This window comes from Streptosporangium sp. NPDC023963 (assembly GCF_040639135.1).
GTDB lineage: Bacteria > Actinomycetota > Actinomycetes > Streptosporangiales > Streptosporangiaceae > Streptosporangium.
This window is the reverse complement of record NZ_JBEZZK010000005.1, coordinates 103,572-130,065: the sequence shown is the minus strand read 5'-3', so window position 1 is coordinate 130,065 and position 26,494 is coordinate 103,572. Positions and strand designations below refer to the sequence as shown.

General features: G+C 69.1%; 26 protein-coding genes. 14 read left to right on the top strand and 12 right to left on the bottom strand.

What is annotated here, in order from left to right:
- Nucleotides 1-534 precede the first annotated feature (534 nt).
- A complete protein-coding gene (locus AB0F88_RS18290) occupies nt 535-1,338 on the top strand; it encodes a hypothetical protein (RefSeq protein WP_362684727.1) in 804 nt (267 codons plus the stop codon).
- Nucleotides 1,339-1,604: 266 nt separating this feature from the next.
- On the opposite strand, the gene AB0F88_RS18285 is transcribed toward AB0F88_RS18290, so the two are convergent.
- The 4 genes from AB0F88_RS18285 to AB0F88_RS18270 all read right to left on the bottom strand — a co-directional run bounded on the left by AB0F88_RS18285 (nt 1,605) and on the right by AB0F88_RS18270 (nt 4,818).
- A complete protein-coding gene (locus AB0F88_RS18285; RefSeq protein ID WP_362685581.1) occupies nt 1,605-2,324 on the bottom strand; it encodes a response regulator transcription factor in 720 nt (239 codons plus the stop codon).
- Nucleotides 2,325-2,470: 146 nt separating this feature from the next.
- Entirely contained in the window at nt 2,471-3,682 is a 1,212-nt protein-coding gene (locus AB0F88_RS18280) for a histidine kinase (protein ID WP_362684724.1), read from the bottom strand.
- A gap of 96 nt (nt 3,683-3,778) precedes the next feature.
- Nucleotides 3,779-4,195, bottom strand: coding sequence for a nitroreductase/quinone reductase family protein (locus AB0F88_RS18275; RefSeq protein WP_362684721.1), 417 nt, complete (start codon nt 4,193-4,195; stop codon nt 3,779-3,781).
- Nucleotides 4,195-4,818, bottom strand: coding sequence for an NAD(P)H-binding protein (locus tag AB0F88_RS18270; protein WP_362684718.1), 624 nt, complete (start codon nt 4,816-4,818; stop codon nt 4,195-4,197). Before AB0F88_RS18270 ends, AB0F88_RS18275 begins: the two co-directional genes overlap by 1 nt.
- Nucleotides 4,819-4,920: 102 nt before the next feature.
- Here AB0F88_RS18270 and AB0F88_RS18265 point away from each other — a divergent pair, with 102 nt between their 5' ends.
- Nucleotides 4,921-5,307, top strand: a complete 387-nt coding sequence (locus AB0F88_RS18265; RefSeq protein WP_362684715.1) for a helix-turn-helix domain-containing protein — start codon at nt 4,921-4,923, stop codon at nt 5,305-5,307.
- A 201-nt stretch (nt 5,308-5,508) separates the two neighbouring features.
- On the opposite strand, the gene AB0F88_RS18260 is transcribed toward AB0F88_RS18265, so the two are convergent.
- Nucleotides 5,509-6,750, bottom strand: coding sequence for an MFS transporter (locus tag AB0F88_RS18260; RefSeq protein WP_362684712.1), 1,242 nt, complete (start codon nt 6,748-6,750; stop codon nt 5,509-5,511).
- A 96-nt stretch (nt 6,751-6,846) separates the two neighbouring features.
- Here AB0F88_RS18260 and AB0F88_RS18255 point away from each other — a divergent pair, with 96 nt between their 5' ends.
- Nucleotides 6,847-7,380 carry a CGNR zinc finger domain-containing protein gene (locus tag AB0F88_RS18255; RefSeq protein WP_362684709.1) on the top strand — a complete coding sequence of 178 codons (534 nt, stop codon included), beginning with the start codon at nt 6,847-6,849 and terminating at the stop codon, nt 7,378-7,380.
- A gap of 24 nt (nt 7,381-7,404) precedes the next feature.
- Here AB0F88_RS18255 and AB0F88_RS18250 read toward each other — a convergent pair whose 3' ends face one another.
- On the bottom strand, nt 7,405-8,358 hold the full coding sequence (locus AB0F88_RS18250) for a LysR family transcriptional regulator (protein ID WP_362684706.1): 954 nt from the start codon (nt 8,356-8,358) through the stop codon (nt 7,405-7,407).
- 370 nt (nt 8,359-8,728) lie between these two features.
- Between AB0F88_RS18250 and AB0F88_RS18245 the strand changes: the two genes are divergently transcribed.
- A complete protein-coding gene (locus tag AB0F88_RS18245; RefSeq protein WP_362684703.1) occupies nt 8,729-9,559 on the top strand; it encodes a class I SAM-dependent methyltransferase in 831 nt (276 codons plus the stop codon).
- A 166-nt stretch (nt 9,560-9,725) separates the two neighbouring features.
- Here the strand turns inward: AB0F88_RS18245 and AB0F88_RS18240 are convergent, their stop codons facing one another.
- Nucleotides 9,726-10,529 carry a hypothetical protein gene (locus AB0F88_RS18240; RefSeq protein ID WP_362684701.1) on the bottom strand — a complete coding sequence of 268 codons (804 nt, stop codon included), beginning with the start codon at nt 10,527-10,529 and terminating at the stop codon, nt 9,726-9,728.
- Between the two features lie 459 nt (nt 10,530-10,988).
- Here AB0F88_RS18240 and AB0F88_RS18235 point away from each other — a divergent pair, with 459 nt between their 5' ends.
- From AB0F88_RS18235 to AB0F88_RS18200, 8 genes are all read left to right on the top strand, one after another.
- A complete protein-coding gene (locus AB0F88_RS18235; protein ID WP_362684698.1) occupies nt 10,989-11,720 on the top strand; it encodes a type II CAAX endopeptidase family protein in 732 nt (243 codons plus the stop codon).
- A 111-nt stretch (nt 11,721-11,831) separates the two neighbouring features.
- Nucleotides 11,832-12,590: a GPP34 family phosphoprotein gene (locus tag AB0F88_RS18230; protein WP_362684695.1), complete on the top strand. Its 759-nt coding sequence runs from the start codon at nt 11,832-11,834 to the stop codon at nt 12,588-12,590.
- A gap of 307 nt (nt 12,591-12,897) precedes the next feature.
- Entirely contained in the window at nt 12,898-13,023 is a 126-nt protein-coding gene (locus tag AB0F88_RS18225) for a hypothetical protein (protein ID WP_362684692.1), read from the top strand.
- Between the two features lie 347 nt (nt 13,024-13,370).
- Complete coding sequence (locus AB0F88_RS18220; protein ID WP_362684689.1) at nt 13,371-13,847, top strand: DUF1772 domain-containing protein; 477 nt, start codon at nt 13,371-13,373, stop codon at nt 13,845-13,847.
- A gap of 445 nt (nt 13,848-14,292) precedes the next feature.
- Complete coding sequence (locus AB0F88_RS18215) at nt 14,293-15,285, top strand: alpha/beta hydrolase (protein WP_362684686.1); 993 nt, start codon at nt 14,293-14,295, stop codon at nt 15,283-15,285.
- A gap of 385 nt (nt 15,286-15,670) precedes the next feature.
- Nucleotides 15,671-16,276, top strand: coding sequence for a tetratricopeptide repeat protein (locus tag AB0F88_RS18210; protein ID WP_362684683.1), 606 nt, complete (start codon nt 15,671-15,673; stop codon nt 16,274-16,276).
- Between the two features lie 48 nt (nt 16,277-16,324).
- The gene (locus AB0F88_RS18205; RefSeq protein WP_362684680.1) at nt 16,325-16,603 is read left to right on the top strand and encodes a hypothetical protein; all 279 of its coding nucleotides are present in this window, start codon (nt 16,325-16,327) and stop codon (nt 16,601-16,603) included.
- 41 nt (nt 16,604-16,644) lie between these two features.
- The gene (locus AB0F88_RS18200) at nt 16,645-17,613 is read left to right on the top strand and encodes an ankyrin repeat domain-containing protein (RefSeq protein ID WP_362684677.1); all 969 of its coding nucleotides are present in this window, start codon (nt 16,645-16,647) and stop codon (nt 17,611-17,613) included.
- An 84-nt stretch (nt 17,614-17,697) separates the two neighbouring features.
- Here the strand turns inward: AB0F88_RS18200 and AB0F88_RS18195 are convergent, their stop codons facing one another.
- Both AB0F88_RS18195 and AB0F88_RS18190 read right to left on the bottom strand, forming a co-directional pair.
- Entirely contained in the window at nt 17,698-18,231 is a 534-nt protein-coding gene (locus tag AB0F88_RS18195; protein ID WP_362684674.1) for a hypothetical protein, read from the bottom strand.
- Nucleotides 18,232-18,524: 293 nt separating this feature from the next.
- Nucleotides 18,525-19,133 (bottom strand): TetR family transcriptional regulator, encoded by a 609-nt coding sequence (locus AB0F88_RS18190; RefSeq protein ID WP_362684671.1) that lies wholly within the window; start codon nt 19,131-19,133, stop codon nt 18,525-18,527.
- Between the two features lie 78 nt (nt 19,134-19,211).
- Between AB0F88_RS18190 and AB0F88_RS18185 the strand changes: the two genes are divergently transcribed.
- Both AB0F88_RS18185 and AB0F88_RS18180 read left to right on the top strand, forming a co-directional pair.
- Nucleotides 19,212-19,853, top strand: a complete 642-nt coding sequence (locus AB0F88_RS18185) for a hemerythrin domain-containing protein (RefSeq protein ID WP_362684668.1) — start codon at nt 19,212-19,214, stop codon at nt 19,851-19,853.
- Nucleotides 19,850-20,536 carry an SDR family oxidoreductase gene (locus AB0F88_RS18180; protein WP_362684665.1) on the top strand — a complete coding sequence of 229 codons (687 nt, stop codon included), beginning with the start codon at nt 19,850-19,852 and terminating at the stop codon, nt 20,534-20,536. Before AB0F88_RS18185 ends, AB0F88_RS18180 begins: the two co-directional genes overlap by 4 nt.
- 534 nt (nt 20,537-21,070) lie before the next feature.
- Here AB0F88_RS18180 and AB0F88_RS18175 read toward each other — a convergent pair.
- The 3 genes from AB0F88_RS18175 to AB0F88_RS18165 all read right to left on the bottom strand — a co-directional run bounded on the left by AB0F88_RS18175 (nt 21,071) and on the right by AB0F88_RS18165 (nt 26,491).
- Entirely contained in the window at nt 21,071-23,287 is a 2,217-nt protein-coding gene (locus AB0F88_RS18175) for a hypothetical protein (RefSeq protein ID WP_362684662.1), read from the bottom strand.
- Between the two features lie 145 nt (nt 23,288-23,432).
- Complete coding sequence (locus tag AB0F88_RS18170; RefSeq protein ID WP_362684659.1) at nt 23,433-25,940, bottom strand: glycoside hydrolase family 2 protein; 2,508 nt, start codon at nt 25,938-25,940, stop codon at nt 23,433-23,435.
- On the bottom strand, nt 25,937-26,491 hold the full coding sequence (locus AB0F88_RS18165) for an acetylxylan esterase (RefSeq protein ID WP_362684656.1): 555 nt from the start codon (nt 26,489-26,491) through the stop codon (nt 25,937-25,939). The genes AB0F88_RS18170 and AB0F88_RS18165 overlap by 4 nt, the downstream gene beginning before the upstream one ends.
- Between the last annotated feature and the right edge of the window lie 3 nt (nt 26,492-26,494).

Genomic DNA, 26,494 nt, shown 5'->3' with positions numbered 1-26,494 from the left:
ACCCGGTCCGTAGCGTTGCGGCCGGGAATCGGCTCCCGCCCGATGGTTGTCCTGCCCGCAGGGTGACGGCTTGGGTTTCCCCACGCGAACGAGATCTCCGCCCCCAGGCTCGGCCGGCCGGAAGCCGTCGCCGCCGGAGGATCTCAGGGAGTTCGGCTCCGCCCCGGGACCGGCCCGGCTGTTCACCGAACTGCTCCGCGACCCGGACACGGTACGGCGCCCGGCCGAACTCACCGCGGGTGCCGACGTCCGCTACGACATGGGCCCGCCGCAACTCCACGACGCGAAGTCATCGCCACGGCGGATCACTCGGCATCTGCCCACGGTCAGAGAGGTCATCGCCTCGACGGATCACTCGGCATCTGCCCACGGTCAGATATGCGCATCCGTCTGGGGTCGCACCACCTGCTCGTGCCCGCCCACCAAGATGCGACCCGAGCCAGACGCGCGCCCCCCGCGTCGTCCCTCACCATTTCGGTGTGCCCGGACATACCGGTCCGGGCGCACCGACACGGACAGGACGGGCAGCAATCCATGAGCACTGATCTTCGCGGGCGCGTCACGCGATGGCGGCAGACCGGCGCGGACCGGCGGGCCGCCAACGCCACCGCCAACCTGAACCGCCAACCCCCGTTTCCCGGCCGATGGGTGAGCGCCATCTCGCTGATCGGCGGCCCCACCCTGATCATGGCCGGGACTCTCCTGCGCTCCCCGTTCTACTACTTCGTCCCTTACCAGCTCACCGCCTACACCCAGCATCCCGCCCTCATCACCGCCGCCTACGTCTGTTTCGCCGGCGGGTTCGTGCTGCTGTGGCCGGCGGTCATGACACTGGCGCAGAGGATCGCCGCCACCAACCCGCTGTGGGGAATCTGGGGCGGTTGCCTGGTGATCGTCGGCCTGTTCACCCGGACCTTCCAGTTCGGCACCGATCACCTGGCCTTTCACCTGACCGACACCCTCGGCCTGCAGACCATGCTCACCGGCATCGACGGCTACTACCTGGCATGGCGGGACACGGTCTGGCACCCGTTCAGGTCCATGTCCGGGCCGGCCTTCTTCGGCTGGGTCGTGCTGGCCATCGGCGCCTACCGCTCCGGCGCCCTGGGGCTGGGCCGTTCGATCGCGCTCGGCCTGATGTCGGCGCTCGCGCTCGGGACGCTCAAAGGCACCGAGCCACAGTCCTTCATCGCCGTGGGCGGCCTCTGCCTCGCCTTCATCCCCCTGGGCGTCTCGCTGCTGCGTGGCGGCCCCCCGCCGACCAGGCGCGCCATGATCTGGGTCGCCGTCCTCATCGGCGTGCACGTCCTCATGACGGCCTTCGGCCCGAGAGGATGACGATCCGGACCGGTGGTACGCCGCTGAGCCGGCATGTCACTTCCCTGGAACTGCGGCCAGGCCGAAAGACTTCCCTGGAACTCGGTCCAGACCGAAAGACGGAACACGCGAGTGAAGCCGATCAAGCGGCAGGGCTGCGGGCGAGCAGGCTTCGATCCGCTCCGAAAGCGGATCCCGCTCCGGCCCCGAAGCCGACCGCCCCAGGAGCGGCGACAGAGCCGACGAACGCGCGAAGGCGGGCCCTCGTCCGGGGAAGGGCGGACCGGTCACCGGCGGCCGTGCGGATTGGTGACGAGCCCGCCTTCGTAGGCGGCGATGACGAGCTGGGCCCGGTCCCGGGCCCGCAGTTTGGCCAGAAGGCGGCCGATGTGGGTCTTGACCGTGCCGACGGTGAGATGCAGGTGCTCGGCGATCTCGGCGTTGGACATCCCCTTGCCGATGAGGGCGAGCACCTCGCGCTCGCGCGGGGTGACGTCGTCGAGGTCCCGTACGACCTGGGCGGGACGAGGGTCCTGCAGGAACTCGGTGATGAGCCGGCGGGTGACGGTGGGCGCGAGCAGCGCCTCACCGGAGGCGACGACCCGGATGGCGGCCAGCAGCTCGGCCGCCGTGGCGCTCTTGAGCAGGAAGCCGCTCGCACCCGCCCGCAGCGACGCGTACACGTATTCGTCCTGGTCGAACGTGGTGAGGATCAGTACGCGCACACCGGCACAGTCAGGGTCCGCGCAGATACGCCGGGTCGCCTCGATGCCGTCCATGTCCGGCATCCGTATGTCCATGAGGACGACGTCCGGCCGATGCCGGCGGGCCAGGAGCACGGCCTCGGTGCCGGTGCCGGCCTCGCCCACGGCGGCCAGCCCCGGTGTGGCGTCGATGAGAATCTTGAAGCTGTCGCGGATCAGGACCTGGTCCTCGGCGAGCAGGACCCGGACCGGCGGGGACGAGTCGTGCGATGCGGCGCCGGTACTCATGCCGTCAGTGCTCATGCCGTCAGTGCTCATGTCGTCAGTACTCATGTCGTCAGTACTCATGCCGTCAGTGCTCATGTCGTCGATACTCATGTCGTCAGTGCTCATGCCGTCAGTGCTCATGCCGTCAGTGCTCATGCCGTCAGTGCTCATGCCGTCAGTGCTCATGCCGCGGTGCCGTCCGGGGCGTAGGGCAGTCGAGCCGACACGCGAAAGCCTCCTTCGGGCCGGGGCCCCGCGTCGAACGTGCCTCCGTACAGCTTGGTCCGTTCCCGCATGCCGATCAGGCCGTGGCCACCGTGTCCGCCGTGGACCGCGCGCGGCGGCCGGCCGTGGCGGGGACCGTCGTCGACGACCTCGATCACGGCCTCCCGCCCGCCGACGTCCACGGTGACCGCGCAGCGGGTCGGCCCCACGTGGGTGACGACGTTGGTCAGGGCCTGCTGCACGATCCGGTACACCGACATCGCGACCGCGGCGGGCAGGCCGGCCTCCTCGCGGACGGTCAGCTCCACCTCGACTCCGGCCGAGCGGGCGTGGGCGGCCAGCTCGGGCAGGTCCGCCACGCCGGGCGCGGGCACGGGGTCCTGCTGGGGATCACCGTCGGAACGCAGCAGGTCGAGCACCCGGTGGATCTCGGCGAGCGTGCTGCGGCTGGTCTGCTCGATGACGGCCAGCGCGGCGCGCACCTCCTGCGGGCGGGCGTCGGCGACGTGGTTGGCGACGGTGGCCTTGACGGCGATCAGGCTCATGCTGTGGCCGATGACGTCGTGCAGTTCCCTGGCGATGCGCCTGCGCTCGTCGGTCACCGCGGCGTCGGCGAGGTGGCGGACAAGGCGGGCGGTCGTGTCCCGCTTCCAGCGCACGGCCGTTCCGACGGCCCAGGCGACGGTCAGGAGCACACCGATCGTACCGATCTCGATCGGCCAGGCCGCCGGCATCTCGCTGGGCGTCGCCGCGCGCTCGAGACCGGGGAACACCTGCGCGTAGAAGATCAGGATCGCGGTCACCGCGGCGGACAGGCAGGCCGCTAGGCCCGCCGCCGACCAGGCGATCGAGACGGTGGTGGCCACCAGGTACAGCACGAGCACGGTCGGCACGAAAGTCAGCCAGATCGCGCCCGCCGCGACGGCGCCGGCCACGGTCACCCCCGTGCCCGCGGCGCACGCGACGGCGAGCATGGCCCACGGCCGACGCCGCCGGACGGCGATCGGAAAGCTCAGGACCGCCGCCACCGGCCATGCCGACCACGCGGGCCACGGTGACGACGACCCCGGCGGATCGACGATGGCGTATCTGATGAGCAGCGCCACGGCGACCGCCACCACCGCGTCGGTGACGTCCCTTCCACCGCGCCGCCAGCCGGCCCATTCCATGATGGGACGGTATCGCCTCACCGGATCACGCGGCACCCGCCCATGGTCGGACAACGGCCGCCACCCGGAGCGTCCCGGAAGCACTGTGCCCGGTCGTCACCGGCGTTCCAGGAGAACCACGGGGATCTCACGGGCGGTCCGCTCCTGGTAGGCCGCGTACTCCGGTCTCGCCGAGATCATCAGGCTCCACAGAGGCGGGCGCTCCGCGGCCGCGGCGGGACGCGCTCGCGCGGCGAAGGTCTCCGTAACGACCTGCACGGTGACACACGGATCGGCGAGCAGGTTCAGATACCAGGCCGGATGGCGGTCCGCGCCACGGTTGGAGGCCACCAGGACGTAGCGCTCGCCGTCGAGCCCGTAGACCAGCGCGGTGCGGCGCAGTTCGCCGGTTCTCCGGCCCCGGGTCGTCAGCAGCAGATCGTTCACGCCGGGCCGTGGCCGGCCGCCGGTCTCCCGGAAACGACGGATGTGCTCGGCGATCCAGGGATCCGGGCTGTCGTGGATCTCGGGCATCACGCTTCCCTGATGCTGACGGCGGCGCGGTGGTGGCGGGGGGCCTCGATCTCGTCGAGCAGCGCCATCGCGAAATCCGCGTAGGTGATCCTGCTGGCCGGATCCGCGTGATCGGCGATCCGGTACCGGCCGGTGCGCGTGCCGGCATGGTCGAAGTCGCCGGCCGGCGCGACGTACGTCCAGTCCAGGTCGCAGCCCTGGAGCACGGCGAGTCCCGCCGCGTGGCCGAGATAGAAGTCGCGGTACTCGTCGGGGTAACCGGGCTCGTCCATCAGGGGAGCACCCGACGCCCCAGGCATGATCGACGCGAGGCCGACCACCGCCAGCCGGCGCACGCCCGCCTTCGCCAGCCCGCCGGTCAGGGCGCGAGCCGACGCGGTGAAGAACTCGTGAGGCGGCACCGACAGGTCCGCGGCGGCGCTGACGGCCGCGTCATGCCCCGCGGCCGCATCCGCGACGCTCGTCCCGTCCGTTACGTCGCCCGCCACCACCCGTACGTCGGCCAGGTCGCCGTGGCCCGCGGGGTCACGCACCACGGCGGTGACCCGGTGCCCGCGCCGGTGCGCCTCGGCGACGACCTGCCTACCGGCTCTGCCACCCGCGCCGAAGACCACGATGTTCATGGTGGACCACCTTTCACCGGGGCCGGGTCCCATCCGCCCGGCCACTTCGCGGACGCTATCGAGGGCTGCGGTTACCGCTGGGATACCGGCTATCGTGAGGCCATGAGGGAACCTCTGCCCGCCGACATGTTCGACGAGCTGTGCCCGTCCTCGCTCAATCCGATCCGCTTCGGCGACAAGTGGGCGGCTCTCGTCATCCGCTGCCTCGAACACGGGCCGCGCCGGTTCTCCGAACTGCGCGTGCCGCTGAGCCGCGTCACTCCCAAGGTCCTCACCCGGTCACTGCGTTCCCTCGAACGGGACGGGCTGGTCAAGCGCACCGCCCACGCCGGCGCTTCCCCGCGCGTCGAGTACGAGCTGACCCCACTCGGCCACAGCATGCTCGGGCCGATGGCGATCGCCTGCGCCTGGACGCAGGAGCACTGGGACGAGTTGCTCGACGCCCGCGAGTCGTACGACGACGGCGTCCGCCTCGATCGCGCCGGCTGACGCGTCGAGCCGCGACCCGCACGTGATGGCCTTCGACGAGTTGAACGAACTCGCGATGGAGGAGGCGGCGACCGCCAGTGGCGGGGCTGGTCACTCAGTCGGTCACCCAGCAACGCGAAAGGCCGTTCCCGGTTGCTCGGAAGCGGCCTTTGACCTGGCGAGGTGTTCACGAGCAGGTCTGACCTGGGACGGATCGGACGCCTAACGATCGCTGCCCGGAACAGGATGGATCGTTTCCCGCTCGTTCGGCGGCGTGTGGTGCGGGCGGTAGGCGACGGCCGCGACGATCGCGCTTGACAGGGCGACCACCGAGGCGGCCGTGAACGCCGCCGCTCCGCCGGTGTCCGGCTCGCTCAGATAGCCCGCGACGGCGGTTCCCAGGCCGTAGCCCGTCCACATGAAGGTGTTCAACCAGGCGAAGACCTCGGTTCGGTGGCGGGCGGGAGCGTGTTCGGCGAGCAGGGTGGGATGGAGCGCGTCACGGGGTCCTGTCACCAGTCCGATCACGGTGATCAGCGCGGCCAGCACGAGGAGGTTCGGGGTCTGGCCGGCGACCGCCATGACGGCGCCGTCGGCCACCGAGGTCACGACGAGTAGTCGTCTGGCGGAGACGGGCCGGTCGCGGGCTCCGAAGCCGAGCGCGCCGGCGAGCGCGCCGGCGGACAACAGCCCCATCAGCACTCCGGCCGATGACGGTGCGCCGGACGCCGTGGCCGCCGCCACGGTGGCGATGCGCAGGCAGCCGAAGGTGAAGGTGCCGAATGCCGCCAGCACCAGCAGGGTCAGGGTCGGGCGATGGGCCAGCGGCCCGGCCAGTCTTGTCAGCCCGGACCCGGTCGCCGCCGGCGTGTTCGAGGGTCCGGCCTGCCGGACGGATGGCGCGAGGAGTGTCAACGCGCCGCCGATGAGCAGGGCGGCGCCCGCCGTGACGACCACGCCGTACGCCGGCATGGCCAGCATCAGGACGGGGACGAGGAGGGGGCCGAGGATGAACATCGCCTCGTTGACGGCGTTGTCCACGGCGTAGGCGGTCTTCAGTGAGCCGGGCGGGACGAGCCGGGGCCAGTTGGCCCTGATGACGGCCGAGACGGGCGGTGTGGTCGCGCCGAGCAGGACTGCCGTGCCGACCATCGCGGCGGGCCCGGCCCGTTGAGCGGCGAGGAGCAGCCCGTAGGAGACGGCATGGGCTCCGAGGTAGGCCGTGAGGGTACGGCGCGGGCCGTGACGGTCGGCGAGGCGGCCGCCGAGGGGGGCGCACCCGGCCAGGGAGAGGGCGTGTCCGGTGAGGACGAGCCCGGCCGTCGCGTACGTGCCGGCCTGGCCGGCGGCGGACAGCAGCAGCGCGAGACCAAGCATCGGAGTGCTGAGCCTGGCGATCACCTCCACGGCGAGCAGGAAAGGGACCCCCGGATGGGAGAGGAAGCGGCGATAGGACGTGACCACGACACCTCCGTTACCATCGAATCTTGTTTAGCCCATAACGCATCACGAGAAGGTGTTACCGGTCAAGTGGAAATAGCCTGTAACGTCACCCGGCAGGTGCCATTGATCACCGAACTGGTCAATCTGGCGACCTCTCAGCGGCGGGGCGGCGTCGCCACACCGTGCCCTCGCGGCGATGACCTGGTGGCCGCGTTCGCCGCCACCGCCGGAGAGCGTGTCGCGACCGCACTTCGGGGCGATTCCGGCGCAGGGGAACGCCTCGCCGAGCTGGCCGGGGAACTGAGGGAGGCGCTGCTGGCGGAGCGGGCGGCGGACCAGGCCGCGCTCATCAACGCCATGATCCGCAGGTACGGCGCGCAGCCGTACCTGGTGGAGGACGTCGGTCAGCCCTTCCACCTGCACTTCCACGGGCAGGGCGGCACCTACGTGGAGGCGATGGGCGGTGAGTTCGCCACCGCCCTGGCGCTGATCGTGGACGGCTACGGGGCCGGGCGCTTCGGACGGTGTTCGGCCGATCGATGCGACGCCGTCTACGTCGACCTCACGCGCAACGGATCGCGCCGATACTGCGGCCCCGCCTGCACCGCCCGGGCCAAGAGCGCCGCGTACCGCAGCCGGCTGCGACGCTGAGAGATCCACCCCTTGCCCGGCGGATCAGGCCGGGATCTGCTCTCGGCTCACGCGGGCGATCACGTCCAGCAGGGCGGTCACGGCCGGGAGGCGGAAAGGCGGCGCCAGGGAGGCCGCGTACAACCGGCGGGAAGGGAGCGAGGGAGCGGTCGGCCTCCTCACCACCCCCGGGTGTACGGCGCCCCGCACCGGCGTGGGCATGAGCATGACGCCGGATCCGCCCGCCACCAGGGCCTGCCTGCCGTTCCAGTCCTCGCAGAAGAACCCGATCCGAGGGGGGCGGCCCAGGGCTTCGGCGAGCTGCGGGAGCGGGCCGAGGCAGTCGGGGTAACCGCCTTCGATCCACACCTCGTCACGCAGATCGGGCAGCGGCACCCGGCGAAGCCGGGCCAGCCGATGGCCGGCGGGCAAGGCGACCTGGAACTCCTCATCCAGCAACGGCAGCAGGTCGACTCCGGTGAGATCGGCGGGATCGAGGGGCTCGGCCGACGAGTCGTGCTTGGCCGCCGTCGGATCCGCGTACAGACTCCAGGCGGTGACCAAGGTGAGGTCGATCCGGGCCTCTTTGATCGCGGCCACCGGCCCCGCGGCGTCCTCCCGCATCAGGCTCAGCCGCACTCCGGGGTGGGATCGGCTGAAACGCCTGATGACCTCCGGCATCAACCAGGTGTTCGCGCTGGAGAACGCCGACAGGCGCAGATGCCCGGTCTCGGCGCCGGTGAAGGCGTTCACCCGCATCTCCAGAGCCCGCAGGCGCGCCAGGACGTCCCGCGCCTGCTTGACGACCATCTCACCGGCCGCCGTCGCCTTGACGCCGCGCGCGGTACGCCGGAAGAGGGACACGCCGAGCCTGCGCTCCAGACCGCCGATCTGCCGTGACACGGCCGGCTGGGTCATCGACAGGGCTTCGGCCGCCGCCGAGAAGGACCCGCGCTCCTCCACCTCGACCATCACCCGCAACGTCCAGGGATCAAGCATGTGCGAGCCCCTCCCTCCGATCGGCCTGCCATGCGGGCCACACATGTCCCCCATAAGACATCCGCAGTGGTGTGCATATCACTCCCACGTGATCCTGGGAACCTCAGCGCTTCCCGACACCGAACTGCGAGGGCACAGCATGCGCACAGGCGCCGACGAATACCGGGAGTGGCCCGGCGCGGGCAAGTCGATCGTCGTCATCGGCGGGTACGGAGCGGTCGGCGGCGCGACCGCGCGACGACTCGGCCTGTGGTTCCCCGGCCGGACCGTGGCGGCCGGGCGCGATCCGACGTCTCCCGCCGGGTCTCCTGCTGGGCCAGGGCGGCGACCACGGCGCCCCGAACGAGCAACACGAACGAAAAGGAGATTCATGTCCCTCCCGAACGCCGCACAGGCGAATTCATGGAACGGGCCCGAAGGAACCCACTGGGCCGAGAGCACGGACCGCACCACGGGCCGCAACACCGCCTTGCACCGGCTGTTGTTCGAGGCCGCGGCGATAGAGGAAACGGACAAGGTCCTGGACATCGGGTGCGGCGCGGGCGAGACGACCATCCTGGCCGCTCGCCAGGCGTCCTGCGGATATGCCGTGGGTCTCGACCTTTCCCGGCCGATGCTGGAACGGGCCCGCGCGGACCAGGCCCGAGCCGGGCTCGCCAACCTCCGGTTCGAGGAAGGGGACGCCCAGGTCCATCCCCTGGGCGACGGCGAGTTCGACGTGGCCGTCAGCCAGTTCGGAATCATGTTCTTCGCCGACCCCGTGGCCGCCTTCGCCAATATCGGCCGCGCCCTGAAACCCGCGGGCCGCCTCGTCTTCGTGTGCCCCCGGCAGATGGCCCGATGCGAGTGGTACACCGTTCCGATCTCCGCCCTGACCGGTCCTCCCGAGCCCTCCCCGAACGCGTGCGAACCCGGGATGTTCTCGCTCGCCGACCGGGGGAGAATCGAGGACGTGCTCCACGGGGCCGGATTCCGGACGGTCACGGCGGTCTCCGCCGGCGTTTCCCTGTTCTTCGGCCAGGACGCCGCGAGCGCCGCCGGCTTCTTTCTCGGCACCGGCCCCGTTCGTGCGATCCTCGACGACGCGGTCATGACGGCCGACGCCGCCCGGACCGTTCTGGAGGAGGCGCTGCGGCCCTACGCGGGTCCCGAAGGCGTCCGCCTGGGCGGAGAGCTCTGGGTGGTCACCGCCCGGCGGTGACCGTCCGAGGTCGCACCGGAGGCCGCCCCCGCCGCCGCGTGGAAAGGTTCTCGCCGGCGGATCCACCTGACCGCGGTACGGGGACAGGCCCGACCGAGGCGGTGGCCGCCACCACCTCGCCCGTACGGTCACCCGGTCGCCACGGACAACGCGACTGCTCGTCGGCTCATGCCTCCGGCGTGGTCCGGGCGGCCGGTTGGTGGCGCGGGGCGGCGAGGTCGTGGGCGGAGCGGGCCAGCCAGATCATCATCAGGACGCTCGAGACCACACCGAGAGCCTCGGCGGCGCTTCCCTCGTCCGAGAACGGCAATGCCACCAGCACCAGAAAGATCGGCACCACCAGGGCGGCGATACCGTATGCGACGGTCGCCGTCTCCCAGCGGTCGTCGTGCCATTGGGCCCGCAGGACCAGAACCGTCCAGGCCAGGCCGGTCAGGCCGCAGATCGACTCCACCCCATCCGGGACGGGCCGGCCGACGAGGTCGAGCACGCCGATGACGGTGAAACCGCCGTACCCCAGCACCCCCGCGCCCCGCATGTACGGCCGGTCGCCGCCCAGCACCCGCATGAACAGCAGCACGACCACCCACATAACCGCAGAGACGACCACCATCGCATCTGCCCAGATCCACGACTCGGTGCCGTAAAGCAGCCACGTCGTGGCCGTCGCGACGTAGAGCGCCACCCGCAACCGCAGGGTGTTCCGGTCCTGCAGGGGCTGCGGCCCCGCCGGCGGACCGCGCAGGATCTGCCAGATCCCCCATGCCCAGGACAGCCCGGTCAGGACCAGGAGGAGCAGGTTCTGCCCTGTCACCGCGACGCCTTCGGTCACGGTCGTGAACAGTGTCAGCCACCACAACGGGCCGAGGTCGCCAGAGACCAGGGCGACGACGACGGCGACCGTCAGCGCGGTGCCGTACAGACCGGTGACGAGCAGGGCGGGCAGGGCCGAGCGGTGACGACGTAACACGGGACGCTTCCTGGGGATTCCGAGGGGATGGGAGCGAACGCCTCACCCTACAATCGATCATGAGGAGTGGCGCCACCAGTGACGCTGCGTCATACGTTCGGCCAGGAAATGTCATGACGAGGTCGTGACGTGGTCGCACTGCCCGCCGAGCACGGCGACTGCTGGAATCGACGGCATGTCCTCCACACCGGTCATCGACGTCGAACGTCCGAACCTCGCCTACGGCGACTTCCACCGTATTCCGATGAGTTTGGCCGGAATCGAGACAGCCCCGCGCAGACTCTCGCCGCGGCGGGGACCTGTACGACTCCGCCCGGTCTGACGTGCTGAAACGCATCGGCCACGTACTGACGGCGCGTCCGGAAGCCGACCGGCGCCCCTTACCGAACGCCACGCGCCGGACGCGCCACCCGCGGGGCCCGGCTCCCCTCGAGACCAGAGAACAAGGAGTTCACCGCCATGTCGACCGACCATGCCGACCACTCGCAGCAGCCGGCCCCGGCCGGCACCACTTTTCCTGCGCGCCCGGGCTGGCCCGAGATCGTGGTCGGCCTACTCGCGATGGCGGCCGCCACGGCCGTCCTTCCGTTCCTCGGCCCGCTGGGGCTGGAGTCGGACGCGGTGGTGTACGGGCTGACCCTGGCCGCCTGGTCGGGCATCGTCTGCCTCGTCGGCTTCGCCGCGGCCGCGCTGATCCGCATCCGCTCCTGGGGCGCCTTCGGCGTGCGCCGCACCACCTGGCGCTGGATGGGCATCGGCGCGGCCGCGGGCGTGATCGCGTTCGTGCTCAAAGGCGTGGTGAACTACGCCGTCATCACCCTGACCGGGTTCGACGCCGATCCCCAAGGCCCGTACCACGACGCGGCCGGCGGCGGCGTGCTGCCCCTGATCCTGACCTTCGCCTTCCTGTCCGTCCTCACCCCCATCGGCGAGGAGTTCCTCTTCCGCGGCGTCGTCACCAACGCCCTGCTGCGCTACGGGCCCGTCGTCGGCGTCCTGTCCAGTTCGGCGATCTTCGCCCTCTTCCACGGCGTCAACATCGCCATGACCACGGCGTTCGTGGTGGGCATCGTCGCCGCCGAGACGATGCGCCGCAGCGGGTCGATCTGGCCCGCGGTGGCCGTCCACACCGTCCACAACATGGGCCTGCCGCTGTTCGTACTGATCACCGGAACCACCGGACCCGGCTGATCGTCACGCCAAAAACCATGATCACGTTTCTTTGGCGCCACTTCTCGCTCCGATGTTCCTCGACCTCCGACGTCACGAAGCCGGCACACCTCCCCTCGAAAGGCAGGACCGATGACTCAGCAGCCTGAACAACCCTTCGACGGCGGCAAGGCCGAGACGCCCGGCGAGGCGAAACGGCTCGGGGCCCCGACCCTGGCGGAGGATCTCCTGCTCCTCCTGTTCCAGCCGAACTCCGGCCTCCGGTCGGGCACCGGGACCATCGCAGGTGAGAACACGCTCTTCTACACCCTCGCGGGAGCGGTGCTCGCGGATCTCGGGCTCGGCGATCATGTGCGAACCGATTCCGGCTGGGGCGGGACGACGCGGGTAGAGGCCGTCGAGGATCACCCGCCATCGGACGACATTCTCCGCTTCACCTGGGACTACCTCTCCGAGAAGCCCCGAGGCGTCCAGACGGTGCTCGCGGCGGTCGGGCCGACAATGCGTGGCCCGCTGCTCGACAGACTCGTCGAACGCGGCGACATCCGCCGTGCGAGCCGCAGGACGCTCGGCCTGTTCGATGTGAAGGTCCTCGAGGACGGCGGCAGCGGGCGCCGGTCCCGGCTTCTTGAGGACGTCCGCGACGTGCTCGTCGAGGGTGTGGAACCGCGGCCCCGTGTCGCCGCACTCGCGGCACTGCTCTCGGGAAGCGGGACGCTTCCCCAGTTCCATCCCGAGATCCCCTGGACCTCCTCCGTGATCACCCGCGCCAAGGAGCTCGAGCAAGGCAGCTGGGGAGCCGGGGCCGCCGCCGAAGCGGTCGCGCGCACCGTCACCGCGACCATCGTCAACAGCGTCATCATCGCGGCGACCGTGCTCCCCCGGAACTAGGGAACGCCCGCGTCGATCTCACAACGACTGTCCAAGGATGACATCCAGCCCGATTCCACCCGCCGCCGAGAACCACCGAACGAGCGCGGGTCCTCGACCATGTTCTCTTCCTCGAAGCCGTCGACCCCGCGTGAATGTCCTGTGAGCTCTGGGCCCGGCATGACCTGGCGCTGCCTCGACACCGTCGCGAGCCAGGTGCGCATAGCCGTAAGGGCTGGTATGCCGCATATCTGTTTGGTTAGCTGGCGTCGTGATGACTTTCCGGAGTCCGAACCGGTCCCCCGGGCGAGCCTTGGCGAAGTTGACCGTGCTGACGCTGCTGTTGGGTGTCGTACTCGCTGTGGGCGCATGGTGGATGCTGGCAACGGGGTGGGATGCGCTGTTGAATGCCCTGTGGGATTTCCTGCCGCTGGGGTTGCCCCATACCCGTTAGCGGATGAGCCTCGTCATGATCCGGCTGGCGGGTAGGTGCGCGGCGGACCGGTCATCGCCGAAATTCTGACGGCGCTCACGGGTTGGTCACTCAGCTGGTCACCCGGTAACGCAGAAGGCCGCTTCCGATTGTCGACGACGGGTTGAAAACCGACCCCGTGGCTCGCCCGCCCGGATCAACCCCCCTGCGCTTCACGAGCGAGATGAGACCTTCCTCGTCCGCGTGGCGCCATGGTGCGCGCCTACTCCCGGTGCCGTAGAGAGACCGTCTCTCCTCCCGATGTCGTACGGGTGAAAGTCTCCTGCGGTGCGACGACCGGCGTCGGCGGGCGAGCGACGATTACGGCCATGAGAACCCCAGCCAGGTACGTCCACGGGGCCGCACTGCTGGCCACCGGGCTGCTCGCCGGAGCCTTCGGGTACGGCGCGGCCAACGTGGTCCCCACCTTCGGGACCGTCCCGCTGGACGTGCGTCTGACCTTCCACACCGCGATGATGGAGGTCAACGAGCCGATCATGCAGAGTGCGATGGCGCTGGCGATCCTCACCTCGTTCGGCCTGGCCGTCGTCTGCCACGGCCTGCCACGGCGCCTGGCGCTCGGGGCCGGCGCCCTGACGGTGGCTTCGCTGCTGGTGACGGTCTTCGGCAACATCCCGCTGCACGCCCACATCAGGCGATGGGCCGCCGCCGCCTCCGCCCCGGCCGGTCACACCGAGATCCTGCAGAGGTGGGAGCTCTTCCACACGATCCGCACTCTGACCGCTTTGTCTGCTTTTGCACTGATAATCAGCATCGCCGTCCTCGCCCGGCCCGAGACCCGTTGAAAGAGCTCGGCGACTCATCTGATCCGGAGATACGGCGGGCAGCTCCGTCTCGGGCCGCCATCGCACCCCGGCATCGGGTACTGCGGTGCCGGCGACCCTCGGCCGCCGTCGATCGATCGACCACACAGGACCGTTGCCGGCGACAGGGGTGCCGCTGTCCAGGCCACCGCGTACGGCGCTCCGGACATCCTCGGCGATCGGATCACGGCACCGCTGCGAGAAACAGCGGCGTGACTTCGGCGTCGGCACGGATCGCCGGACGCACGTACATCCCAGGCACCTACCTGGAAGCGCTGGAGCAACGACATCCAACGGGCGAGTGCACGCTTGCGAAGCACGTACGAGATGGCGTCTCGGCTCCCCGCGAGACGCCGCCGTCAACCCGAACCGGATACCCGAAGGATGTGAAGCCATGTGGAAACGAAGAGCCGTCAAAATCGTCAGCGTGACGCTCGCTGTTCTGATCGGGGTGCCGGCACTGGGAGTCGCCGGGCTCGCCCTCTGGGACGGCGGCATCGACACCGATCCGCGCCGGGCGATCCTCCGTGATGTCCGGATCGATCTGCGGACCGCCATGACACGGCTCGGTCCGGTCGAGTACGACCTGCACGGCACCGAAGGCCCCGTGCTGCTGTCTGTTCACGCCGGGCTCGGTGGAGCCGACCAGGGACGGCTGTTCGCCGGTTGGCTGCGGAAGGACGGGTTCCGCATTCTCAGCCCCTCACGGCCCGGCTACCTCGGAACGCCGCTGGAGAGCGGCCGGACCAACGAGGAGCAGGCGGATCTGCTCGCGGCGCTGCTGGACGAGCTCGGCATCGACCGAGTCGGAGTCCTCGCGATCTCGGCAGGAAGCCCGGTGGGCTACACCTTCGCCGCGCGCCATCCGGATCGGATCTGGGCACTGGTCTCCATCGGCGGAGTGAGCAAACCGCGGCCTGCCGGCGGGACGGGCTCGCCACTGCGGAGAGCGTTCCTGGACACGGTGGGCCAGAAGCTGGCCCGGCTGACGGCGGAGGTCTCGTTCGAGACCATCGTCGCGGGGACGTTGAGCGAGACCAGCACCTACACCGACGGGCAACGGGCGGAGCGCGTCTCGCACATCATGAACACGCCGCATGTGCGGGAGCTCTTCAAAGCGATGTTCGATACGACGTTCCCCTACCAGAAGCGCTGGGCGGGCACGGACAACGACGCGGTGCAAGCCCGGCGTGGAAAGCCGCCTCTGGAGCGGATCTCGGCCCCGGCACTACTGATCCACGGCACACAAGACGGTGATGTGCCGTTCGACCATGGGAAGTTCGCAGCCGAGCGGATACCCGGCGCGAAACGGTACTGGATGGAACACGACGATCACCTGGGCTTCTGGCTCAGCCCGAAAGCGAGTCAGGCACAAGCCGCGGCGCGAGATTTCCTCCGGCAGCACGCGCCAGGCGAATGAGCACTCGTCCAGGACCGGGCGCCGGGAGGTTCCGGACATCCGCATCCGTCCGGGGTCACACCAGTCTGGCAGTGAGGGATCGCATGCCGATCGGGGCGGCGTCGCTTCAGCAGGAGGCTGACGGTCGCGGGCAGTGAGGTGATCTCAGTAAGCATTTCGTAGGTAGCGGTATTCGAAGACTTCGTCGACCACTCCGAGTTTTCGCCACCGCTTTGCGTTGACCCGCGAGGAGGGTGGCTGAAGGATGAGGCAAGGCTCTTGGCCGAAGGGGTGACAGGGGATGCGATGGTGGCCTGAACGCTGGCGACGACGTGCGGTCGAATCCGACCCTTTCGCCGACCTCTTGCTGGCGGCGGCGCGGAAACGAGGTATCCCCACTGCCCAGATGAGCAGTTCCGAGGCCGAGGAACTGGCGATCGCGGTGGCGAAGAACACCTACGAGAAAGGTGACGTCGCCGCGGCGGAGGAAATGCTGCGCCTGCTCGCGACCAAGGGCAGCCCGTCGCCCGCCGGAATGGCAGCCTTCAACTGGGGGGTGGTGCTGGAATCTCGCGGTGATGCGCGCGGCGCCCAGCACGCGTACCGGATGGCCGTGAACTCTCCCAATCCTGAGGCGGCGGCGATGTCCGCGCTGAACCTGGGGATCATCCTGTTCTACGAAGGTGACACCAAGCAGGCCCGGACCTTCCTGACCCTCGCCATGGAGTCGGGCCACCCGCAGGCCGCGCCGAAAGGGGCGTTCAATCTGGGGGGCCTGCTCGCCGGAGAGGGCCGTACCGAAGAGGCGATGCGCGCGTTGCAGCGCGCGGTGGATTCAGGTCATCCCGACGAGTCGCCGGGAGCACTGACCCAGCTCGGCGCCCTGTGGTTCACCGCGGGTCGCGTCGCGGACGCCGAGGCTGCGTTCGAGCGGGTCATCGCGACACGGCACCCGGAGTTCGCGGCCATGGCACACGCATGCCTGATGGACTTGCGCCGCCAACGGGGCTGATCAGAACCGTACGGATTCGCCAAGTGGCGCAACGACGGCACCGACCAGGTGACCCACGACCTGCTGCGCCGGTATCTCCGCGAGAGCATAGGGCGAAAGGCCGATCCGAGCCTGGTCGTGCCGGACACCCGGAGCATCCACGCCGCCACGACCGGCAAGGACGTGGCCAAGAAGGTTCCGGGACGCAACCGCGGCCTGGCCGTGGACACGTTGGGACTGGTCATCGCAGCGGTGGGACTCGCCGCCTCAGCGCACGAGAACACCGCGGGAACGGCTCTGCCGGACCGCATCGCCGCGACCCGAATCTGTCGGCCTCGTACGCCATGATCGGCGGTCATACATCCCGTACATCCCCTTAAGGAGCGGCCATGACCGTCAACGATGGATCCGGGTGGTCCGGCATCGGCTGGGACAGCTGGACGAACCTCAGCCTGATCCGTGCCCGGCTCGACGCGGGAGCCGACCCGAACTCGGGGGTGTCCTTCCATGGACGGCCACTTCATGCGGCGGCCGAGCGCGGTTCACCCGAGGTGGTCACCGAACTGGCCCAACGTGTCGACGATGTCGACGCGGAACACGAAGACCGCACCGCGCTCTGGGCAGCCGTCTTCAACAACCGCCCCGACAACGCCCGCGCCCTGGTCGCCGCCGGAGCAGACCCGTGGCGACCCATGATGAACGGCTGGTCTCCCGGACGGCTCAGCCTGGCCACTCCCACCCCTGACCTGTTCACTCTTCCCGATGGGGAGGCCGGCCTGTCCGTCACCGAGGCCGCCGCCGTGGCGGAGGCCGGACGCCTGATCTCCGCGTTGGGGCGCTTCGACGACGACGGCCACAGCCTCGCCTGCGTCGCCGACCTCACCGCTGCCGAGGCGGTACGGCGCCTGGAGGCCGTACCGGCCGATGACGCCGACGTTGAAGAGATCGTGGAGGATCCCTGGGCGGATTTCGACGCCAGCTTGGCCCTCATCGGTGTCACCGACGTGCCCGGCGGATGCGTCGTCTTTCAGCCGTGTGGATACGCCGCGTCCAACCCCGGCGTCATGAAACGCCTGTCGGTGGGCACCGTCTGCTACGGGCTGTTCGCCAATCCCAAGAGCGGCAACCAGGGGGCCGTCGCCCGCGACGGCGCCATCGAGGAATGGGACACCCACCCCGGCGGCGGCAGCGTCTACTCCGAAGAGTCCGCAGAGGAGATCCTCGCCACCTACCTCTACCACCACCAAGCCGAGGCCTACTGCTTCGCCGGAGCGGGCCTGCGGCCGGCCGACAACCGATCGATCAACGGCCAGGCCGACAGGTGGCTCAAGCTGCCCGAGCAAGACTGGTGGAGTTAACCGGAGACACCGCGAGAAAGCCTGATTCCACTATCTGGAGTCGGGCTTTCATCATGCGACTCGACCTCCGCCACAATGATCATGTTATCGATTACTACCGCGATTTCTTCGAGCGGCATCAGTGGCTGGAGGACGCACTCTCCTGGACCGTCGGAGAGACGCCCTCCGCTGCTCTGGAAGGATCGCCGTACGCGCGTGCGCCTCCACGCAGTATCGAAAGAGATAACGGAGGTGGACAGGTGCGATCCCCGACCGCGGGTCGGCCGACACATAAATGATCATCTCGTAGTCGCGCATGTAGCCGGTGTACGCATGATAGATCGCTGTCTCTTTCCAGTCCGGATCCCCGTCGGTGTAGTGGAAATGCTCCTGGCACGCGGTCGTGAAGCGCCCGGCGAACGAGGAGATCTGCTGATGGGCGGTGCGAGGCTGGAAGTGGCCGTGCTCGATCGCCCAGTCGTAGACACCCGTGTCGAGAGGGTACTCCGTGAGCATCCCCGTCAGCTCGCCGGTCTTGATCCATAACTCTGCGCGCTCTCGTGTCCGGAACACGCCGGACGGCCACTGAGCACTCTCGCCCAGGAAGACCCACACGGTCACGGGACTGGAATCGCTCACCGCTGGACTTTGCGAAACCCGGAAGGGCACGGACCGGGTGGATGGACCGTAGTCACTCAGCTGGTCACCCGGCAACGCAAAAGGCCGCTTCCGATCTCTCGGAAGCGGCCTCTGACCTTGGTGGGACGTTCACGAGTGGGTCTGACTCGGGAGAGAAGAGCAGCGCAGAAGATCGCTTCACAGAAAGGCAATGAATCGTGAATGTATCCGTCCATCGCTTGTCCCGCGCCATGCTCCTCACCAACGTCGCGGAAGCCGCCGAACACCGCGCGCCGAAGCGGGCACGCGCGTTGTCAGCTGTAGAGAATGTGCCGCAGTGTCCGCGCCAGGTGCTCGGTGAGCTGCTCGGATGGCATGGAGGCGAGCGGCTCGGCACGGGCGATGTACCGGCTGAAGGTCACTCCGATCAGTTGCGAGCCCACGAGTGCCACGCGAGCGTCCAGGTCGGCTCCGGGGTCGCCCGACGCGTCGGGCGAGAGCACCGAGCGGTAGACGCGGACACTCCGCTCCTGCATCGCGGCCAGGAGGCGGGTCGCCGTTTGCTCGTCGGTCGCGGCGCTACGCATGAGGGCGACGAGCGAGTCGTTGGCGGCGTCGGTCTCCATGCGCTGGACGAACCCGTGGGCGATCCGCTCGGGCAGCGTCGCCGGGTCCCCGGCCGCCACTTGTTCCAGGTCACGGTTGCCCGGCATCGCGGCGAGGAAAAGCCGTTCCTTGGAGACGAAGTGGCGCGAGATCAGGCCGTGGGTGACATCGGCCCGGCGCGCGACCTCCCTGAGAGTGGTGCGGGCGTAACCGCGCTCGGTGAAGGTGTGGCGGGCCGCCTCCAGGATGGCCGCTCGATGCCCCTCCGGGTCGCGGCGCCTGCGCCGTGGCTCCCCGGGTGATTCCTGCTCGTTCATAGAGGCTCCCGCATGTCGTCACTGTACTACTGTACCCTTAATGGCCAAGTGGCCATTAAGGACGACAAGGAGCCTGTCATGAGCATGAAACCGCCGGAGCCGGCGGCCGTCGCCGAGACCCGACTGCTGCACAAGATGCACCGGGTGGCGACCTCCCTGCTGGCCGACGCCGCACAGCGGGACAGCGCCCCGCTGCCCATGCTGGGCGAACTGCGCGACTTCCTGGTGGCGGCGCTGCGCCATCACCATGAGAGCGAGGACGACGAGCTGTGGCCGCAGTTGATCGCAGCCGACCCCGCGGCCGGCCCAGGCCTGACCGCACTCAACCGGGAACACGACGCCCTGGACTCCGGGCTGGACGCGCTCGCCGCCGCCCCCGTGCGCGACGATGCGGACCGGCCGGCACTGGCCGCGGCGGCGGCCGCCGTGCGTGACCTGGTACACGAGCACCTCGATCACGAAGAGCCGGTGCTGTTCCCGGTGCTGGCGGCGCACATGTCCGATCTGGCCTGGGCCGCGTTCTCCCAGAAGGTGATCGCCTCGGCCCCGCCCGTGAACGCCCACCTCAACATCGGCTTCTTCGAGCAGGTGGGCACCCCCGCGGAACTCGCCGTGGTCACCGCGAACCTGCCGCAACCCGTGCTCCAACTCGTCCCGGTCATGCGCCAGCAGGCCCGAGCCACCCTGGACAGCCTCCGCGAAAGGACGGTCACCTCATGACCCGCACTGTCATCGTCGGCGGCACCGGCGGCCTGGGCAGCGTCATCGCCCAACACTTCGCCGAACGCGGCGACGAGGTCGTCATCACCAGCAGGGACAAGGCACGGGCCGAGACCGTCGCCGCGCGGATCGGCCACGGCGCCCAAGGACTGGCCCTTGACCTCGCCCGGCCAGAGACGATCAGCACCTCCCTGGCCGGTGTGACGGACGTCGACAACCTCGTCATCACAGCGATCCCCGAGGGGGCGAACTCGCTGGCGCAGTTCAACATCACCCATGCCGTCACGGCTGTGACCGTGAAGCTCGTCGGATACGCCGAGACCGTCCGGGCATTGAGCGACCGGTTCAACCCCGGCGCCTCCGTCGTGCTCTTCGGCGGGCTCGCCAAGGAACGTCCGTACCCCGGCTCGACCATCGTCACGACCTTCAACGCAGGAATCACCGGCCTCGTCAGAACCCTCGCGGTCGAGATCGCCCCGCACCGTGTCAACGCCCTGCACCCGGGGCTGATCGGCAACAGCCCAAAATGGCGCGATGTGCCCAACCCGCCGCATGCGGACCGGACGCCGATCGGACGCCTGGTCACGATGGCCGAGGTCGCCGACGCCACCGACTTCCTGCTCCGCAACACCGGCATCAACGCCCACGACCTGTACCTCGACGGTGGCCTGCTGGTGACCTGACCCGCACTGCGAGCAGGAGTGTCCGGAAGGTTTTGCCGACCTTTCCGGACCGGAGTCGGGAATTCGGCCTTGGGCCATGGTCGACTGCCGGATGGTCGCGACCAAGCCTGAGGTGTGGGTCGTGTGTTGGAGTTGATCCCGGCTGGGAACGTGTTCACGTTCCCAGCCGGGACCTGTGATGGAACGGGCGCTTAAAGATCGCTTCCCGGAATGGGATAGATCGTTTCCCAGGATCAGCCGGTGCCGATCGTCGGCGAGGACAGAAGAGGAAAAGGATCTTCGCTGCGCAGCCCGACCGACATGGGAGCACCAGGGGCGCCGCGCAGGCGACAGCACATATGATCATGGAGTTCTCGTGCCGGCGTCAGGCGCGCATCGCGGTACCGCGATCGACGCCACCCATCCCCTCCGGAACCATCACCAACCAGCGTGAAGTCAGAAGTTCAACGACCGGCGATCAAGAGCGCGGCCCGTTTCCGCCGTATTCCGCAGACATCCGTATGGAGACGATGGAGGGCGTCAGGAGGCCGCGAGTCACGATGCGGCCGGGAACGCTCCGTAGTCGGCGGACCTGGTCGCGGTGATGGTCTCACCGTGCGCGACGCCTGTCGCGGTGACGGTGGCCACGCCTGCGGGGACGGAGGTCAGCCGCGTGTTGATCGACGCGCTCACGGTCTTGCCGGGGACCACGTTCCTGAACGTCTTGTCGCCGTAGACGGTGGCGATCGCCATGTCCACCGGGAAGGTGTTGTCGTTCGTCGCCGCCACCGACAAGTGCACCTTCCCGCCGCGCGTGCGTGACGTGACCGCTGCCGTCACGTCGAGCGCCGTGACGTCCGCGAAGCGCACCGTGTACTCCAGTTCGGTGCCGAACGGCAGGAGCAGCATGTGCTGGCGCCGGGAGGCGTCCTTGAAGTACGTCTGCGTCTTCGGCACCACCCGAGCCGTCAGCGTCGCGTTCCACTCGATGACCATGTCCGTGCGACCACGCCGGACGCGCAACCCCGTGCCCTCGCCCGTGACGTCGACACCCGGCGTCCACTCCGTCTCCACCGGACCGAGCAGCGTCAGACGATCGGCGCCGCGCAGCACGAGAGGCATGCGCTCCGTCGAGTGCTGAAGCGCGGTGACCTTGACGCGAAGGGCATCGGCGCGGAGATCGACGTCCTTCGTGAGTCGACCGTCCGGCGTCGTGTAGCGGATGCCGAGATGCTCGGCTGAGCTCACCTCGTCGAGCGCAAGCTCGTCGTTGTGGGCCGGGTCGCCCCGGAAGTACCGGGCGAGCAGGTTCCCATTGGAGTCGATGCTGGTGAACTGGGCGGAACGATGCGTGCCCCAGCACCCTTCCACGGAGTTGTTCGTACTGTAGAGCAGCATGCCGGCATCCGGGTGCCAGAGGAAGCTCAGCCCGCTCTGGACCCGGGATGTGGCACGGACGCCGAACAGGCCCCCGAAGTAGTAGGGGGGCTTTCTGACGAAGAGGAACTGCTGCCCGCGCGGATCGGTCCGGAACTCCACGAAGCTGTCGGAGGTCAGGTAGGGCATGGTGCTGATCGCGGCATCCTTGTCAGCACGGGCGGGGAATTTCTCGGGGTAGGTGGAGAGGCGCACCACCTGCGGATCGACCTGGCCTGCCGGCGGCCGCTGCACCGGTTCGGTCGACGCCGCCCATTCCGCCCTCAGCGCCGCCTTGTCCTCCCGAGCCGTCGTGAAGGCCGCCGAGACGGGAATGCTGGGCGTCCACAGGGAGTTGATGTCCGCCTTGTAGCTGTCGTCCTTCACGTCATCGAGGATGTGGAGAGAGGTGCGCGATGACGTCGCGACGTTGCAGAACCAGCCGGCGCCGTCGGGTTCACGCACGAAGTTGTACCGGATCCACTCGTAGTACGTCTCCTGCATCCGCTTCACGACGGGCGAGCCGGTGGTCTCGTGGAGCGCCGCCAGGTCGGGCGTCATGACACCGAGCGAGTACCCCGGGTCGTTCCCGTTCTGCTCGTAGAAATAGCCGACGGGGCTCAGTCCGTCCCGGGCGAGCACGTCGATCCGCTCGTTGAGACGGGTGGCCAGGGTGGGATCACCGAGCAACGGCAGTGCTTCCGCGATCCCCAGAAGGCCCCCGGCGACCTGATTGGTGTACGGGATCGGGTTCGACCAGACCAGCGGGTTGGCCGGGTCCAGGAACCAGTCCGCGGCCTTGCGGAGGGCGGTGATGATCTTGCTCTGGGTCTCGGGCAGCGCGCCGGCGCGTTGGAGCTCCACGAGCGTGACGGTGAGGAAGCCGAGCGCGAAGCCCGTCGCGGGTCGTGACAGCTCTCCGGCGGAGTACTCCGGCCAGCAGCCCTGAGGCTTCTGCAGCTTGAGGTAGTGGCCGATGGCGGCGTCCAGGCGCGCCAGCAGCGCGGGATCACCGGTGTAGGGGTTCCAGCTCCGGGCGTTCGCGTGGAACCACGACAGGGTGAAGACGTTCTCCTGCACCCGGGCGTTGAACGGTTCGGCCGGCGACCGCCAGAACCCGCCCCTCATGAACCCGTACGTGTTCGGGTCCTCATCCTCCACCCCGTTCGCCAAGGGCGCGAGCACGGCCAGATACGGAGCCAGTCGTTGCTCGGCCGCGGCGAAGAGACCGCGGTCGGGGGCACCGGGTGGCAACGCGGTGACATCGGCCGGCGGACCGCCGATCTCGGATGTCGCGGCGAGCGCGGGCCTTGCCGTGTTCAGCGCCAGGGTGAACACCGCTGTTCCCGTGGCCATGCCGATGAGGGCCTGTCGGCGGGAGAGGGACGGACGAAACACTGAGGGAACGGACTGATCTTCCATGATCAACCTCCTGGGGGATCGGCGTGCATAGAAGTGAGCTCTGTGAAGTCGTGCCGGACGGTCTCCGGGACCGCGCGGGCTACGCCCTTACCTGTGCTCGTCGGGGCATCACCTGGACTGACGCAACGAGCTGGTTCGCGGATCGGAGCACGCCGGGCGCGCTGAGGGTCTCGAGGTCCAGCTCCTCGGTGCTGTGGATCCGCAGCGTGGTCTGCTCCCCGGGCAGCAGCGTGATGAGGGCGTCGTCGACGAACCCCGCCGGATCGGCCTTGTCGATGAGGAGGGTGAGATCCCGGATCAGCGTTCTGGCCCGGACGGTCAGCTCGTATCCCTCCGGGATCCTGCTCACCTCGGCGCGGAACGACGCCGACGCGAGCGCGCTGTCTCGGTACTCGGCGAAGAACCAGAGGGCGCGTACGCCGTGGAGGGCCGCGACGACCAGTTCTCGTTCCGGAAAGGAGGCGGTGCCGATCTCGTCGGGGATCCGGACGCGCTGCGCGCCGCGGGGTCCGACGGCGACCGCGATGGTGGCCTCTGCCAGGATCGCGCCCTCGTAGTCTCTGCGTTCCAGCAGCAGCTCGCCGTCCCATCGCCGGTCGGTGTCGTTGAGGATCGCCGCCTCGAGACCGTCCGGAGCGGGCTGGATCGTGACCAGCTGTTCCCGGTTGACGTGTCGCAGCGCGTAGAGCATCGGCTTCGCGCGCCCGTCACCGTCGACGGCCGACCAGGAGGTCACCGGCCAGCAGTCGTTGAGCTGCCAGACGATGGTGCCGGAGCAGATCGGCGCGCGGGAGCGGAACCATCCGATCCCGGTGCGGATCGCGGCCGCCTGATTGAGCTGCATCGCCCAGTGCCAGTCCGACATGTCGTTCGGCAGCCGCAGGTGCGGGAGCAGCCCGTCGGTGAGCTTGTCGTTGCCGTTGACGGCCTTCTGGTGGACGACCATGCCCGGGGACTCCGGCGTGAGCGGGTCGTCGGAGACGGCACGCTTCAGCGTCGCCCAGGCCGGTGGCGCCTGCCAGCCGAACTCCGCGACGAACCGCGGCGTGTAGTCGAGGTAGTGGAGGTAGTCCTTCTCGTTCCACACATCCCAGATGTGGATGCTGCCGTGACGCGGGTCGTTGTGATCCGGGTCGTCGCCGAGCCCGCTGCCGGCGGGGGTGAACGGGCTTCCGGGGGTGTATCCGATGTGCGGCGCGAGTTCCTCGACGATCCTGGGCAGGAGGTCGTGGTAGTACCACGCCCCCCACGTGGCGCCGTCCAGCCGCGAGAGGTAGCCCCACTCGTGAAGGCCCCAGAGGTTCTCGTTGTTGCCGTTGAGGATCACCAGTGACGGATGCCCGGCGAGGCGGGTGACCGCTTCACGCGCTTCCGCCTCGACCTCGCCGCGCAGCGGCTCCTCCTCGGCGTAGGCGGCACACGCGAACAGGAAGTCCTGCATCACGAGGATCCCTCGCTCGTCGCAGAGATCGTAGAAGTCGTCGGACTCGTAGATGCCACCTCCCCAGACGCGCAGCAGGTTCAGTCCGGCGAACGTGGCCTGACCGATGCGGGCGGCGTAGCGGTCACGGGTGACCCGGTGCGGGAACGCGTCGTCGGGGATCCAGTTCGCACCGCGGACCTCGACGCGGCGACCGTTGATCCGGACCGTGAACGGAGTGCCGTGCTCGTCGGGTGTCGTGTCGAGGTGAACCGTGCGGAACCCGATGCGCTGGTCGCGCTCATCGAGCACCGCCTCGGATACCGGGTCGCTGACATCGATCAGGGCGACCGTGACGTCGTAGAGCGCGGGGTCGCCGTGCCCGCGAGGCCACCACAGCCGCACGTCGGGAACCTCCGCGTCGACCACGATCCGGTCGGTGTCCCGGCCCAGATCGGCGCGGATCGTCCGGCCCCCGATCGTCACAAGGACGGCAAGGCGCCGATCGCGATCGGTGCGGGCGACATCGATGTGCAAAGCGAGCAGCCCGAGCGAACCCTCCACGGTGACGACGGGGCGCACGTCGCTCAGCCGCGCGGTCCACCGCTCCACCCGCACCGGGCGCCAGATGCCCACGCTGGCCGTGTCGATTCCCCAGTCCCAGCCGAAGCTGGATGCCATCTTGCGCAGCGCGTTGAACGGGTGGGAGTTCACATGCGGCCGGTATCCCAGCTCCAGCGAGCGGCGGTCGGCCTCGCGGACGGGCGACTCGAGGTCGACCTCCAGGGCGTTCGATCCGCGCCGCGCGGCGGCTCGGATGTCGTACCGGTAGCCGCGGTGCATGTTCTCGGAGCGGCCGAGCTCGTGACCGTTCAGCCGAACCGTGGCGACCGTGTCGATGCCGTCGAAGACGAGGTCAAGTCCGGGGCCGAGATCGTCCAGATCGAAGTCGGTGCGGTATCGCCACCGTGACCGGCCGATCCACGCCTGAGCGGACTCCTGATCGTCCAGGTAGGGATCCTCGGTGACGCCGGCGGCGTGCAACGCGGTGTGCACGGTGCCGGGGACCTCGGCCGGGACGCGCACGCCGCCCAATCCGACGGGCGCCCCTCCTTCCAGGTGGAGGAGGGTCCAGCCGTCGCGCACGTCGGTTCGTCGCAGTCTCATCTCTTGCTCCTCCCGATCCCGTTGGTACGGCCGAAGACGGCGCGCAGCGCGTCGACGGCACGAGCCGCGTCCACGTACGGGCGCGTGTAGTAGTGGCCCGCGGGATCCTCGATGCCATTGGTCGTCTGACCGGGAACGGTCGGGCCGGACGGGCCGACGGGGTCCGCGGTGGCTCCCCGCCGGTAGCCGCTGCCCCGACCGCGGCTGTCCATCATCAGATGGGCGTATCCGGCCGAGGACCACAGCAATGACTCAAGGTGGTGTCCCCGTCCGCCGCCGTAGCCCTGGCACTGCACCACCCCGGGGATGGGCGCGGCGCGGTGTTTCGGGAGGTAGAGCCACCCGCGGATCGGGTGACCGCCATGGCCTGCGAACCGGACGTCGAACACATCGACCGTCTCCGGCAGCGAGTCCACCTCTGTGGCTCGCACGTCGATCGGATGCTCGGCGGCACGCTGGAGCTGGGCGGTCCAGAAGGCGTCGAAGTCCTCCGGGTCGACCACGGCGCTGCGGTAGTCGAGCAGCCCTGCCTCGTCGAGGTCGGTGAGCATCTC